A 12,457-nucleotide genomic window follows, 5' to 3' on the forward strand; every position below is an offset into this window, starting at 1 on the left:
AGAGTTGAATTATGATAATTCAACTCCACATGATGCACACTCTTTTCTAAACCATCCTCGACCAGGAAATTTTCCACATTTTGGGCATTTCCATAGAAAAATAGTAAACCCTAAATACAATACAAAACCTGCAATAGCAGCATTAAACCATGTTTGTTCACTTTGTCCAAATATTTCTGTTAAACCTTTTACTTTCATCACAATATTTGGTGTTAAAAGTATAAAAAACAAAAATGCAACTATTTTTGCATTTAATATAACTTTGGCAAACTCTTTTTTTACTTCTTCATTTTTCATTTTTTATCCCTAATTTTTTCTAATGTATTATATGTTAAATTTATAAAAACATGATAAAATCTGCACAAAGACACAATAAAAAGGATTTTAATGGCTAAAAGTGCAACTGCAAGACATATTTTAGTAAATACTGAAAAACTAGCAAAGAAATTAAAAAAAGAGATAATACAAAATGATATTACATTTGAAAAAGCTGCTAAAAAGTTTTCTAAATGCTCTTCAGGAAAAAGAGGTGGTCATTTAGGGACATTTTCAAAAGGTGATATGGTTAAAGAGTTTGATGATGTAGTTTTTTCAAAAGAATTACTAAGAGTTCATGGACCTGTTAAAACACAGTTTGGTTTTCATTTAATAGAAATTACTTCAAGATATTAAAAAATTATCTATTTTTTAATATCTTCTGTGAGTAAGGATATATTGAATAGCTGATTTTTTTGTAATAAATCAAGTACTGCTACAACTTTTTCATATCTTACATCTTTATCAATTCTAAAGATTATATTTCTTGTTTTGTCTTCTATTTCAAACATTTTTTCATGTAACTCATCTAAAGAAATTTCTTTACCGTAAACAGCTAATTTCTTTTCACTTATTTCAATAATTATTTCTTTTTTCTTTAATTCAATCTCTTTTGCACTTGATGTAGGAAGATTTAAAACTAATGCTAATTCATCTTTTTTGAATACTGATGAAACAATAAAAAATATCAATAAAATAAAAACAACATCTATTAATGGAGTGATATCAGGTACTAATATTTCTCTTTTTTTCATAATCTTTTTAAAACCTCTTTTTGAAGTTTAAGTTCAATTGAATCTAATATTCCATAAATATAGTTATAACCTATATAATGAGGAATAGCAACAATAAGACCTGCAACTGTTGTAATAAGTGCAATTGATATTCCATTTGAAAAAATACTAGGATCCCCTAGCCCACTTTTTGTAATAGAATCAAAAGAGTTTAATACACCAACAACTGTTCCTAATAAACCTAGTAAAGGTGCAATTGAAGCAATAATTTTAACAGTATTTAATCCAAATTCCATTTTTTTTATTTTTCTATTAATTATATTATCAATGGATTCTTTTTGTAAATCTTTGTTTGATTCTTTTACAAAATCTATAATTTCATTGATAGTTTTTTCTTTTCTAAACTTTGAAAATGAAAGTTGTATAATCTTCCAAAACATTATTGTAAAACCAATTACATTCAAAAAAATAAGGACATATACAATAATCCCACCTCTATTTATATAACTTAATAAATCTATTTCCATTTATTTTAACTCCTAACTATTTTATAAACTACAGGAACTGTTATATCCCAAGTTGATTTTTTTAATTCTTTTGGTATTGGATCAAATTTATTTATTTTTGACAATATTTTTAAAGTAGCTTTATTCAATCTTTTGTATTTACTACTTTTAGAAATTTTTACATTTCTGATTTCTCCATTTCTCCCTATTGTAAAACTAAGATAAACTTTTCCCATTTGTTTTAATCTTTTAGCAGATTTAGGGTATTTCTTATTTTTTTCTATTAATCTTTTTACTTTTGATAGATACTCATTTGTTATAGAGTTAAGTACTTTTTTGTTTATCTCTTTTTCTTTTTTATCTACTTTTGGACTAATAGTTTGAGGTTTAACAACTTCTTTATAAACTTCTTTTGGTTTTTCTTTTGGAATATCTTTTATAGTTTTTTTAACAACCTTTTTCTTAATTATCTTTTTTTTGACAACTTTTTTCTTTTTCTTATAACGCTTTTTTTCTTTCTTAATTATATTCTTGCTTTTTGTTTTTACAAGTTTTTTCTTTATAATTTCTTTTTTAACAACTTTTTGTTTTTCTTCAACTACTGGTTCGGATTTTACTTCTTGTTTTTTAATAACAACTTTATTTAATTTTATTTGTACGTTATTATTAGTAGGTTTAGGTGCTATTACAATTTTTTCTTCTTTTACTTTTAACTGTGCAAAAAGATAAATGTGTGTTGAAACTACAAGAATTAAAATGATTAAAAAGCTTTTTTTATTTTCCATTTGCGAATTCTAATACAATATTGATAACAATTATCTTAATTGATATTTAAATTTAAAATTTTTTCTTAAGATTAATGATAACAATTATCATTTTTATTTAAATTTAAGAATAGCTTTGTTAATATCCGATTAACATTTTGTTAACAATTAATAAAAAAAACAATGGAAGTCTAATGAAAGTAAATGAAAAAAAAATTCATAGCAAAGAAATATTTAATCGGTCAAAAATTATTACTATTGTTCATGATGGACAAGAGTATCAATTAAGAGTAACAAAAGCGAACAAATTAATTTTAACAAAATAAAAAAATATATAGCAAGCAATAATCTTACAATTCTCCAAGACAAATAGCCAGCCACAATTTCAATTTAAAATAATTATTAACTAAGGGAAAAAATGAAAATAACAATTGCAAAAAGTGTTGCAGTATTATTAGTGGCTAATATTTCATTAAGTGCAAATGAAAACAGTTTACTAGATGATATTACAGTTAGTTCTGCTGCTGGATATGAACAAAAATTAGCAGACGCGCCTGCTAGTATTTCTGTTGTATCAAAAGAAGATTTACAAAAAAACCATATACAAACTTACTTGATGCCGTAAAAGATATCGAAGGTGTTGATATTGGTGAAACTAGAGATAAATCAGGACAAGGAAGCATTAGTATTAGAGGGATGGGTTCTGATTATACACTTATTATGGTTGATGGTAAGAAACAAAACAACAATGGTGATATCTATCCAAATAATTTTGGTGGATTCCAAAGTGCAAATTTACCACCACTTGAAATGATAGAGAGAATTGAAATAATTAGAGGTCCAATGTCTACACTTTATGGTGCAGATGCTATGGGTGGTGTTGTAAATATTATCACTAAAAAAATCTCTAATGAATGGACAGGATCTTTTACTCATGGTAAAACTTTCCAAAGTCAAAGTGAGTTTGGAAATGATACTACTTCTGATATTTCTTTAATGGGTCCACTTGTAAAAGATAAGCTAGGTTTAAGCTTAAGAGGAAGCTATTATGATAAAGAAGAATCTAAACCTGTAAATGATGATAGTGGTTTTGGTGGTGCCGGGCAAACTATGGACAATCAAAATTGGTCATTCGGTACTGGTTTAACATTTACTCCTAATGATAAGCATACAATCAGGGTTGATTATGATATTTCAAAACAGAAATATGATAACAGTGAAGGACAGGTTGGAACAATTGACTCATATGAAACTATTTTTGATACACAAAGAGTTGGATATGCCGAAACTCAAAGAATGGAAAGAGAACAATACTCTATTTCATATCAAGCAGATTGGGATTTAGGAAAAAGTACAATAGGTGCCCATCATATTGAATCAAATAACTTTGGAAGAAGTTTACCTTTAAACGCTTCACAAAGAAAATTTGTTGCAGATAATACAGATGGTAATGGAGAAGATTGGCAAAGTGTTGATGAAGCACTAGCTAATGCTGAGTTTGCAGCATTATTGCCAAGAGGAGCAAGAACATTAAAATCTCAAAACACTACTTATGATGCAAAGTTTGAAATGCCTTTAGCAAATCATTTTGTAGTTGTAGGTGCTCAATATGTTCAAGGTGAAGTTGAAGATGGTGTATTTGGAATGTCAGAAAATGCTGTAACAGAAGCTGGAATTGTAAGTGATTATAATCAATGGGCATTATTTACAGAAGATACATGGATGATTACAGATAACTTTACATTTACAACAGGTCTTAGATATGATAATCATGATGCTTTTGGTAGTAATGTAAGTCCAAGAGCTTATGCAATTTATGATTTAAATGATAACTGGACATTTAAAGGTGGTGTTTCAACTGGTTATAAAACACCTGCTACAACAGATCTTTATGATGGAGTTACTGGTTTTGGAGGACAAGGAACTAGACCTTGGTTTGGAAATCCTGATTTAAAACCAGAAAAAAGTTTGAATAAAGAAATTGCTGCATATTATTCTCATGAAAATGGCCATAATTTTAATGTGACATTATTCCAAAATGATTTTAAGGATAAAATCGAAAGAACTGATATTAGTGTAGACGTACCTGATGAATGGACTGGGTTTGGTGTAATTGCTGGTCAAAAACAAAATATTGGTGATGCAGTTATAAAAGGTATTGAAATCGCTGGAAAATACAATATTACAAATAATTTAGCTTTAAAAGCTAACTATACATATACAGATTCAAAAAGAGATGATACAGGAAACCCTTTAGGTTCAAACGCAGAACATTTATATAGTGTGATAGTAGCTTGGCAGGTTAATTCTAAACTTGATACATTCCTTAAAATGTCTGGTGAAAAAGGTAGATGGAGAGATTCTGACGAAGGTGAAGCTATAAAATACTATGATGACTTCCAAATGTTTAATTTAGGTGGATCTTATAAACTATCTAAAAATGTAACATTTAACGGTGCAATCAATAATTTATTTGATAAAGATTTTACGGGCACTACTTATTCGTCATATGAAGATGATGTTATTGATGATTATAACTTAGCTCAAAAAAGAAGAGAATTTTGGTTAAGTATGAATGTAACATTCTAAAAATTAAGGAATTTTAATACATGCATAAAAAAATATGGTTTAAAATACATTTATACCTAGGTTTAACAGTGGGAATTATTCTTATGATTATAGGAATTACAGGAACTTTATTATCTTTTCAAAAAGAGATTATATGGTTATTTAATAAAGATAGTTATGTAGTTGAAGTTATAGGAGAGAGATTAAGTGAAAAACAAATTATTGATAACTTTAACTCAAAATTTCCTAAAGCTAAAATCAAAGCTTTAACAATAAATAGTGATCCAAGTTCTTCTGTTGTAATAAATATCGCATCAAATGCAAAAGGAAAAGCAGGAAGAAGAGGTATTAATTATTATATTAATCCTTATAATTCTGAGATTTTACCAAATGTAGAAGGTGCAAAAACATTTAAATTTATTGAAAAAATTCATAGAGGACTAATTGTAGGTGATGTTGGAAAACAAATTGTAGGTGCAAGTACTTTATTACTATTAGTTTTAATGTTAAGTGGTGTTGTAGTTTATTTCCCAAGATTGAAAAAAGCATTTTTCAAAAGCTTTACTTTTAAATTTAAACATAAAGGTAGAAGTTTTTTATCTACTATGCATAGCGCCCTTGGAATGTGGGTACTTCCATTTTATCTAGTATCTACAATAACAGGATTATCTTTGTCTTATCATTGGTTTAGTGATATTCTTTACAATAGTGCAGGAGTTGAAAAAAAATCTCATAAAAAGCATTCAATGAAAAATGCTGTACTTAATATGGTACAAAATAGACAAAAAGAAGACTTATCATCACAAAAAATACAAAATGTATTTGATTTATTTAAAGAAAATATAACAAATTATTCAAGTGCTAGTTTAAAGTTTGAAGCTAAAAAAGATGTTTTTACATTAAATTATCTTAAAAAAGAACCACAACACTATAGAGCAAGAAATGAGATTTCTTTAGATTTAAAAAATAATACAATTGTAAAACATGAAGAGTTTTCTAAACAACCTTTAGAAGAAAAACTTCTTAAAAGTATGATACAGGTTCATACAGGTGAGTATTTTGGAAGAATTGGTCAAATATTGATGTTATTAGCCTCATCAACTATGGCACTATTTACAATTACTGGATTTATGATGTATTTCCAAAGAAGAAAGAAAAAATCAAACTAAAGAGTAATTTTACTCTTTAGTTTGTTCTCTTAATTTATCTTTCTTACTTTTTCTTTTTCCTTTTATAGGAGCTTTTCCTTTTTCTTTTTCAATAACAGTTCCTACTAATTCAAACCCTTTTATTTGTTCTCTTTCAAGTTTAATTTTTGCACGTTTTTCTATTAGTTTAAAATGTTCACTATTTTCTAAAGTAATAAATGAAATTGCTAAACCCTCTCGCCCTGCTCTTCCACTTCTTCCAATTCTGTGAATATAATCAGCAGGGGAACGAGGTAAATCAAAATTAATAACACAAGAGATATTATCAATATCTAAACCTCTTGCTGCAATATCTGAAGAAAAAAGAATTTTGATTTTTTTCTCTTTGAATTCTTTTAATGTATATTCTCTATCTTCTTGAGATAAATCTCCATGAAAAGACTCAGCATCGAAGTTGTATTTTCTAAATTTTGCTGCTATGTTATTTGCTGCTCTATTATTAGCCATAAAAACCAATACTTGTTCCCAAGAGTTAGAAGAAATCAATTGTCTTAATAAAGCATTTCTATTTTCCATATTTACTTCAATAGCTCTTTGTTCAATTAGTTCAACCGTTGGCTGCTCATTTTGAATTGAAACTTCAATAGCATTTCTTGTAATCATTGAAGCTATTTGTTTCATTTTTTGTGGATAAGTAGCTGAGAATAGTAAATTTTGTCTTTTATTTGGTAATTGTTTTAAAATTAATTCTAATTCTTCTGCAAAACCTAAATCAAGCATTTTATCAGCTTCATCTAAAACAAAAAATTCTAAATTTTCTAAATTAATTTGTTTTTTATCAACAATATCAAGTAATCTTCCAGCAGTTGCAACAACAATATCACAACCTTTTTGTATATCTAAAAGTTGTTCACCAATACTTTGTCCTCCAATTACACTTACAATTTTTAAAGTTTTATCAAATTTTGAACTAAAAGTTTTAAAAATATCTGCTATTTGTAAAGTAAGTTCTCTTGTAGGAGCTAAAACTAGTGTTCTAATTTTTGCTTTACCCTCTTTTTCATTTAATAAATAGTGATTTAAAATAGGTAAAACAAAAGCAGCTGTTTTTCCACTTCCAGTTTGTGCCCGTGCAATAATATCATCTGCTTGTAAAACTAGAGGTATTACTTTTTCTTGTATTGGCGTTGCGTTTATATATGAGTTTTCTTTTAGTGCTTCTTCTATCTTTTCATTTAAATTAAACTCTTGAAATATCATATATTATTATCCTTTTATTTTATAAACGCATTTTAAGATTTTTTGCCTTTGGTAAAGGTTTCTTTGATTTTAATCAATGCAATCTATTATATTTTTTTGTATATTTCACAAAAACAAAAGGATTTATTATCACTTTTTCAATTATACATTTAATTCATTTTTTCGCAGTATTTATTTATGGTGGTTTTTTATTTATGGATAATTTATTTTTATCTAAAATGTCACAAACATTAAACGAAGAAGAAAATGCAAAAGCTAGAGAAGCATTTATGATGCATGTACGTAAAGTTGTACCGTGGTCATTATTCGTTGCAGCAGGAACTGGTATATATTTAATTATTCAAGTTTTTGGACCAATTAGTGAAGACGGGTTAAATAGTTTTCAAATAATGTTAAGTGTAAAAGCATTTTTTGGATTATGGTTAGGAATTAGAGGCTTCAATCAAAAGTTTTTTAAAATACAACCCTTTGTATTTACATCACATGTGTTTCCATTTTTATGTGTAGTCTTAATTATATTTATTTCACAAGTTATGTATTTGTAATTGTATTTACACAACTCCAAGCGTTCAAGTAATTTGAACTGCTTGTTTCTTTTTTCTCATTTCCTACATTTGTAATAATTTTAATATTTAATTTTTTGCAAATATCCCATTCAGCAATAGTTTTTTCATCATATCTATCACCACCTTTAGTAAAAAAGCTAGGTTTTATTCTCTCTAGTGCTTCTATTACAGTAGAATCATTTTTAATTTCAAAAGGAATTACATAATCAACATTTTTAATAGATGAAACAATCAAACACCTTTGTTCTAGACTCATAAAAGCTTTGCCTTTTTTCTCTTCTAAAAAGCTATCGCCATTTACAATTACAACTAAAGTATCGCCGTATTTTTTTGATTCTTGAAAACATGAAATATGACCAAAATGAATTGGGTCAAAACCACCTGAGGTACAAATAATTGAACCTAAGTTAGCTTTGATTTTATCAAACTCATCAAAGCTTAAAATTTTCGCTAATTCTTCCATAATAATTTCACTTAAACATAAATAGAATCATCATCAAAGTGCTGTGTTGATACTTCAAATATTTCTGATTCTTCTGCAATTCCAATAATTTGATGTTTTGTTCCTTTTGGAATATCTAAAACATCTCCTTTGCTCATTTCTAATTCTTCTATTTGTTCATCTTTTGAAACAATTTTCACTAAAATTCTTCCTTCTTGAATATAAAAAGTTTCATCTTTTAATTTATGATAATGTAACGATGAAGATTTATTTGATTTTATTACTAATATTTTTCCGCAATACTTATTAGAATTATGAAGCCAGATTTCATGTCCCCAACTTTTTTGCTTGATTTTTACAGGTTTACTTACTTGCATTAATCTCTTTACTAGAAGATTTATCTACATCTTCATCATAAATAGCTTCATCATTTACATTTTCTAATTCATCATAAACTTTATCAACTGAAGCTTTATATTCTTCATAAGTTTTATGTGACATTTGTCCTTTTTTTAACTCTTCTTCAAATCTTTCTTTTGTCATATATACTCTATTCATTTTTTCTTCCTATATTTATTTTAGCTATTTTGTTTTATTCTTTTGGGCAATCCACTGAGACATATATTTTGTACTTGCCATACTATGATGACGAAGCATTGAGCCTGTAAAGTTATTTATCCTATGCTCATTAATATTAGAATATACCTCATCAACTTTTTCTAATAAAGCTTTTCCTAATACTTTTTTATCATATTTTGCTTTTAATAAAATATGTGAGTTTTGTTTTGCTTCATTCCATTTATTTTCATCATTATATAATTCAACAGCTTTGTTTACAAACTCTTCTATATCATCACTTATAAATCCAGGCCATTTTTCATTTTCATACATGCCTTCACTTCCGAGACTTGTTGTAGCACTTGGAGTTTGAGTAATCATTGCATCTAAAAGTTTTCCTTTTATTCCTGCACCAAATCTAATAGGGGCTAAACATACACGTGAGTTTTCTATAACTTCATAAGCATCATTGGCCCAACCTTTTACTAAAAATCCTGTTTTAGGATTATTTAAAGCTGTTGCTTTTTGTGGTGGGTATGAACCATAAATATGAAGTTGTGCTTTTGGAAGTTCTTTTCTTATCATTGGCCATATTTTTTGTAAATATAAAACTACATCCCAATTTGGAGCATGTCTAAAGTTTCCAATAGTCATAAAGTGTTCACGTTGTACGTATGATTTTGCAACTTTAGGAAGTTCTTCTAAATCTACCATAAAAGGTAAATGATGAAGTAAACTTTCATCAATTTTAAAAGTATCTTTTAATAATTGCATTTCAAAAGAAGAAATAATCAAAGAAATATCACATCTTAAAATTGCAGAGATTTCTCTTTTTGCTAAATCAGATGATAATAAATCAGCATTAGTCATATCTCTATTTTCTTTTAAAGCTTGGTGTCTTGCATTTCGTAAACATTGTAAGTCTTCAGTATCTAATATCTTTAAAGCCTTCGGACAATTTTTTTCAACTCTCCAAGCAAACTGCTCTTCCATCATAAATCTATCAAAAAGTACATGAGTTGGATTAAACTGTTTTATATACTCATCAAAGCTATCATCATTTAATTCAATAGAAGAGGAACTTATCCCCTCTTTTTCTAAATCAATCATATGAATTGAATGAGCACAAGGAGTACAAAACTCAACTTTATAGCCATCTTCTTTAAATAGCCTCATAATAGACATAATATGACTTCCAGCTGCTGAAGATTTTGGTTCAGGCCATACATAACCTATTACTAAAAGTTTTTTCATTTCATCCATTTTTTTATTTCTATACTTAAATCTTTTGGTACTTCAAGTGGAACATTATGACTAGTTCCTTCTCTACTTATTAGCTTTATATTATGCTTTAATGTTTTTAATTTTGCTATTGATTTGTGATTTAATAATCTGTCCTTATCACTATAATAAAACCATATAGGTAAATTCAGACCAACGCTTAGTCTAACTAGGTCTTCAAGTAAATCAACTCTATTAAATGTAGAAGTTAGTTGAGAAATAAAAGTCTCTTTTCCTAAATCCATAAACATATCTTGAATAGTAGTTATTAACTCAACATCATTTTGATTTTGTTTTTCTACTAAACTTACAGCTTTTTCATAAGCTAAGCCTTTAAAGCCCTCTTTTTCTATTACAGCAAACTTTTCTCTTCTTCTTTCAATCTCAGCTTCTTCAGAAGCTCCAGGAGTTGCTGCTACCATAAATAGCTTATTTACTCTGTTTGGGTATGTAACAGCAAAATATGATGCAATATAACCTCCAAGAGAGAAACCTAATAAGTTTATTTTCTCTTCTTTAAAGCTATCTTCTAACATATCAAGTACTTCATCAAAGTCACTACTATGAGGAATTGGAACATGTACTAATTCATACTCATCTAAAAAAGGTATGATTCTACTCCATAGTCTAACATCAGTCATAAGTCCGGGAATTAAATATATTTTTTCTTTCATACACGTATAATATCTAAAGTTTTTTAATTTAATGGTTTATTAATTATGATTAGCTAACATATCAAATGAATAATAATTTACAAATGGTTTATACCTATCACAATGAAACAAAACACTCGCAACAAAGATACGCAAGGTCTTTAGGTTATATGGATTGGGCAACACAACCAGATCCTTATCGAATATATTTAGATACAAAAACTACAAAACTACCATTATCTTTTGACAATAATACTTTAGAATATTCACAAATTTTTCAAAAGCCAAAAGATAAGTCATTATGTGCTCCTTTATGTATAGAAGCTATATCACAATTTTTTCAGTTCTCACTAGGACTTGCAGCTATTAAAGAATATGAAACACAATCATGGGCTTTAAGATGTAATGCCTCAAGTGGTAACTTACAACCAAGTGAAGCATACATACTTTCAAATGACATTCAAGGCCTTGTTGATGGTTTACATCACTACTCTCCTAAAAATCACGAATTAGAACAACTATCCAGTGCAAAAGAACTTCCAATACCTAAAAACACTTTTTTAGTTTCTCTTTCTTCTATTGTTTGGAGAGAAGCTTGGAAATATGGTGAGCGGTCTTGGAGATATACACAACTAGATTGTGGGCATGCTTTAAAAGCTTTAGAAGTTTCTGCATCAATTTTAGGATGGAAAATAGAAGTATTAAATGTAAAAGATTCACAACTTGAAAAGTTTTTAGGTTTAGATCAAAAGCATAGATATATAAAAGAAGAGCGAGAATTAGCTGATATGTTAATACTTGTATCTTTTGATGATTCAAATATTGATACAAAAAATATAAACCTTGATGAAATACAAAGTAAGCTTCAAGAAGAATATGAAGGAAAAGCAAATCAACTTAGTCTTTCTTGGCACAAATGGGATATTTTAGAAAAAATTGAAGACTCAACACTTAGTGAAGATTTAGAAATTAAAGCTTTTACTAATACAAAATATGAAGAAAATCCACATAGACAGCCATCATTTACTGCAAAAGATGTCGTTTTAAAAAGACGTTCTGCTCAAGTTATGGATAAAGACGATTGTACTATTACTAAAAAAGAGTTTGAAACTATTATTGGATCTATTAAATCTCATGATTCATCTGTTCATTTAGTTATGTTTATACATAGTGTTGAAGAATTAGATGCTGGTCTTTATATATTAGTACGAAATAAAGAACATAAAGAACAATTACAAAGTTTATTAAAAGAAGAATTTCTTTGGGAAACAGTTGATACAAATTCAGGAGAATTATATAAATTAGAAGAGGGAAATTTCAAATTTTTAGCAAAAGCAATTTCATGTGACCAAGATATTGCAAGTCACGGAGCATTTTCTTTAGGAATGTTATGTGAGTTTATGAATCCACTTGAAAAACACGGACCTTCAAAATATAAACAATTATATTGGGAATGTGGAGCTATTGGACAACAGTTATATTTAGAAACAACATCATTACAATTATCAGCAACAGGAATTGGGTGTTTCTTAGATGATATATTACATGGAACAATTGGACTTAAAACAAATCACTTCCAATCGCTTTATCATTTTACAATTGGTCGAGGATTAGTTGATAGTAGATTAACTACAAAAGATCCATATACAAAAAGATAAGAGT

17 protein-coding genes are annotated in these 12,457 nt (G+C 27.7%); 7 read left to right on the top strand and 10 right to left on the bottom strand.

Features of this window, described 5'->3' with window-relative positions; genetic code table 11:
* Positions 1-9 precede the first annotated feature (9 nt).
* Positions 10-297: a hypothetical protein gene (locus LPB137_RS09120; RefSeq protein ID WP_076087276.1), complete on the bottom strand. Its 288-nt coding sequence runs from the start codon at positions 295-297 to the stop codon at positions 10-12.
* A 90-nt stretch (positions 298-387) separates the two neighbouring features.
* Here LPB137_RS09120 and LPB137_RS09125 point away from each other — a divergent pair, with 90 nt between their 5' ends.
* Positions 388-672 carry a peptidylprolyl isomerase gene (locus LPB137_RS09125; protein WP_076087278.1) on the top strand — a complete coding sequence of 95 codons (285 nt, stop codon included), beginning with the start codon at positions 388-390 and terminating at the stop codon, positions 670-672.
* 8 nt (positions 673-680) lie between these two features.
* Here the strand turns inward: LPB137_RS09125 and LPB137_RS09130 are convergent, their stop codons facing one another.
* Genes LPB137_RS09130 through LPB137_RS14040 form a run of 3 tightly spaced genes read right to left on the bottom strand, consistent with a single transcriptional unit; the run spans position 681 to position 2,340 of the window.
* A complete protein-coding gene (locus LPB137_RS09130; RefSeq protein ID WP_076087280.1) occupies positions 681-1,070 on the bottom strand; it encodes an ExbD/TolR family protein in 390 nt (129 codons plus the stop codon).
* Complete coding sequence (locus LPB137_RS09135; RefSeq protein ID WP_083657216.1) at positions 1,067-1,576, bottom strand: MotA/TolQ/ExbB proton channel family protein; 510 nt, start codon at positions 1,574-1,576, stop codon at positions 1,067-1,069. The genes LPB137_RS09130 and LPB137_RS09135 overlap by 4 nt, the downstream gene beginning before the upstream one ends.
* A 5-nt stretch (positions 1,577-1,581) precedes the next feature.
* Complete coding sequence (locus LPB137_RS14040; protein WP_083657218.1) at positions 1,582-2,340, bottom strand: energy transducer TonB; 759 nt, start codon at positions 2,338-2,340, stop codon at positions 1,582-1,584.
* A gap of 173 nt (positions 2,341-2,513) precedes the next feature.
* Between LPB137_RS14040 and hemP the strand changes: the two genes are divergently transcribed.
* The 4 genes from hemP (at position 2,514) to LPB137_RS09165 (ending at position 6,056) form a co-directional block, all read left to right on the top strand.
* Positions 2,514-2,645: a hemin uptake protein HemP gene (gene hemP, locus LPB137_RS09150; RefSeq protein ID WP_076087282.1), complete on the top strand. Its 132-nt coding sequence runs from the start codon at positions 2,514-2,516 to the stop codon at positions 2,643-2,645.
* A gap of 92 nt (positions 2,646-2,737) precedes the next feature.
* Complete coding sequence (locus LPB137_RS14630) at positions 2,738-2,944, top strand: hypothetical protein (RefSeq protein ID WP_076087284.1); 207 nt, start codon at positions 2,738-2,740, stop codon at positions 2,942-2,944.
* A gap of 20 nt (positions 2,945-2,964) precedes the next feature.
* Positions 2,965-4,908: a TonB-dependent receptor domain-containing protein gene (locus tag LPB137_RS09160; RefSeq protein ID WP_237671639.1), complete on the top strand. Its 1,944-nt coding sequence runs from the start codon at positions 2,965-2,967 to the stop codon at positions 4,906-4,908.
* A 20-nt stretch (positions 4,909-4,928) separates the two neighbouring features.
* Positions 4,929-6,056, top strand: coding sequence for a PepSY-associated TM helix domain-containing protein (locus LPB137_RS09165; protein ID WP_076087288.1), 1,128 nt, complete (start codon positions 4,929-4,931; stop codon positions 6,054-6,056).
* A gap of 9 nt (positions 6,057-6,065) precedes the next feature.
* On the opposite strand, the gene LPB137_RS09170 is transcribed toward LPB137_RS09165, so the two are convergent.
* Positions 6,066-7,295, bottom strand: coding sequence for a DEAD/DEAH box helicase (locus LPB137_RS09170; protein WP_076087291.1), 1,230 nt, complete (start codon positions 7,293-7,295; stop codon positions 6,066-6,068).
* A gap of 194 nt (positions 7,296-7,489) precedes the next feature.
* Here LPB137_RS09170 and LPB137_RS09175 point away from each other — a divergent pair, with 194 nt between their 5' ends.
* A complete protein-coding gene (locus tag LPB137_RS09175) occupies positions 7,490-7,840 on the top strand; it encodes a hypothetical protein (RefSeq protein WP_228144660.1) in 351 nt (116 codons plus the stop codon).
* Here LPB137_RS09175 and LPB137_RS09180 read toward each other — a convergent pair.
* Genes LPB137_RS09180 through LPB137_RS09200 form a run of 5 tightly spaced genes read right to left on the bottom strand, consistent with a single transcriptional unit; the run spans position 7,827 to position 10,816 of the window.
* Positions 7,827-8,324, bottom strand: coding sequence for an FAD synthase family protein (locus LPB137_RS09180; RefSeq protein ID WP_083657220.1), 498 nt, complete (start codon positions 8,322-8,324; stop codon positions 7,827-7,829). The two genes, LPB137_RS09175 and LPB137_RS09180, sit on opposite strands and share 14 nt — an antisense overlap.
* Positions 8,325-8,335: 11 nt before the next feature.
* A complete protein-coding gene (locus LPB137_RS09185; RefSeq protein ID WP_076087293.1) occupies positions 8,336-8,680 on the bottom strand; it encodes a cupin domain-containing protein in 345 nt (114 codons plus the stop codon).
* Entirely contained in the window at positions 8,667-8,861 is a 195-nt protein-coding gene (locus tag LPB137_RS09190) for a hypothetical protein (protein ID WP_076087295.1), read from the bottom strand. The genes LPB137_RS09185 and LPB137_RS09190 overlap by 14 nt, the downstream gene beginning before the upstream one ends.
* A 24-nt stretch (positions 8,862-8,885) precedes the next feature.
* The gene (locus tag LPB137_RS09195; RefSeq protein WP_197682247.1) at positions 8,886-10,124 is read right to left on the bottom strand and encodes a glycosyltransferase; all 1,239 of its coding nucleotides are present in this window, start codon (positions 10,122-10,124) and stop codon (positions 8,886-8,888) included.
* Positions 10,112-10,816 (bottom strand): alpha/beta fold hydrolase, encoded by a 705-nt coding sequence (locus tag LPB137_RS09200; protein WP_076087297.1) that lies wholly within the window; start codon positions 10,814-10,816, stop codon positions 10,112-10,114. The genes LPB137_RS09195 and LPB137_RS09200 overlap by 13 nt, the downstream gene beginning before the upstream one ends.
* A gap of 65 nt (positions 10,817-10,881) precedes the next feature.
* On the opposite strand from LPB137_RS09200, the gene LPB137_RS09205 reads away from it, so the two are divergent.
* Positions 10,882-12,453: a SagB family peptide dehydrogenase gene (locus tag LPB137_RS09205; RefSeq protein ID WP_076087299.1), complete on the top strand. Its 1,572-nt coding sequence runs from the start codon at positions 10,882-10,884 to the stop codon at positions 12,451-12,453.
* The last annotated feature ends 4 nt before the right edge of the window (positions 12,454-12,457 follow it).

Origin of the sequence: Poseidonibacter parvus (assembly GCF_001956695.1) — a bacterium.
Taxonomy (GTDB): domain Bacteria; phylum Campylobacterota; class Campylobacteria; order Campylobacterales; family Arcobacteraceae; genus Poseidonibacter; species Poseidonibacter parvus.

Bases quoted from the DNA above. Each gene is read 5' to 3' on its own strand.
- LPB137_RS09120 (WP_076087276.1), bottom strand. From the start codon at position 297: ATGAAAAATGAAGAAGTAAAAAAAGAGTTTGCCAAAGTTATATTAAAT.
- LPB137_RS09125 (WP_076087278.1), top strand. From the start codon at position 388: ATGGCTAAAAGTGCAACTGCAAGACATATTTTAGTAAATACTGAAAAA.
- LPB137_RS09130 (WP_076087280.1), bottom strand. From the start codon at position 1,070: ATGAAAAAAAGAGAAATATTAGTACCTGATATCACTCCATTAATAGAT.
- LPB137_RS09135 (WP_083657216.1), bottom strand. From the start codon at position 1,576: ATGGAAATAGATTTATTAAGTTATATAAATAGAGGTGGGATTATTGTA.
- LPB137_RS14040 (WP_083657218.1), bottom strand. From the start codon at position 2,340: ATGGAAAATAAAAAAAGCTTTTTAATCATTTTAATTCTTGTAGTTTCA.
- hemP (WP_076087282.1), top strand. From the start codon at position 2,514: ATGAAAGTAAATGAAAAAAAAATTCATAGCAAAGAAATATTTAATCGG.
- LPB137_RS14630 (WP_076087284.1), top strand. From the start codon at position 2,738: ATGAAAATAACAATTGCAAAAAGTGTTGCAGTATTATTAGTGGCTAAT.
- LPB137_RS09165 (WP_076087288.1), top strand. From the start codon at position 4,929: ATGCATAAAAAAATATGGTTTAAAATACATTTATACCTAGGTTTAACA.
- LPB137_RS09170 (WP_076087291.1), bottom strand. From the start codon at position 7,295: ATGATATTTCAAGAGTTTAATTTAAATGAAAAGATAGAAGAAGCACTA.
- LPB137_RS09175 (WP_228144660.1), top strand. From the start codon at position 7,490: ATGGATAATTTATTTTTATCTAAAATGTCACAAACATTAAACGAAGAA.
- LPB137_RS09180 (WP_083657220.1), bottom strand. From the start codon at position 8,324: ATGGAAGAATTAGCGAAAATTTTAAGCTTTGATGAGTTTGATAAAATC.
- LPB137_RS09185 (WP_076087293.1), bottom strand. From the start codon at position 8,680: ATGCAAGTAAGTAAACCTGTAAAAATCAAGCAAAAAAGTTGGGGACAT.
- LPB137_RS09190 (WP_076087295.1), bottom strand. From the start codon at position 8,861: ATGAATAGAGTATATATGACAAAAGAAAGATTTGAAGAAGAGTTAAAA.
- LPB137_RS09195 (WP_197682247.1), bottom strand. From the start codon at position 10,124: ATGGATGAAATGAAAAAACTTTTAGTAATAGGTTATGTATGGCCTGAA.
- LPB137_RS09200 (WP_076087297.1), bottom strand. From the start codon at position 10,816: ATGAAAGAAAAAATATATTTAATTCCCGGACTTATGACTGATGTTAGA.
- LPB137_RS09205 (WP_076087299.1), top strand. From the start codon at position 10,882: ATGAATAATAATTTACAAATGGTTTATACCTATCACAATGAAACAAAA.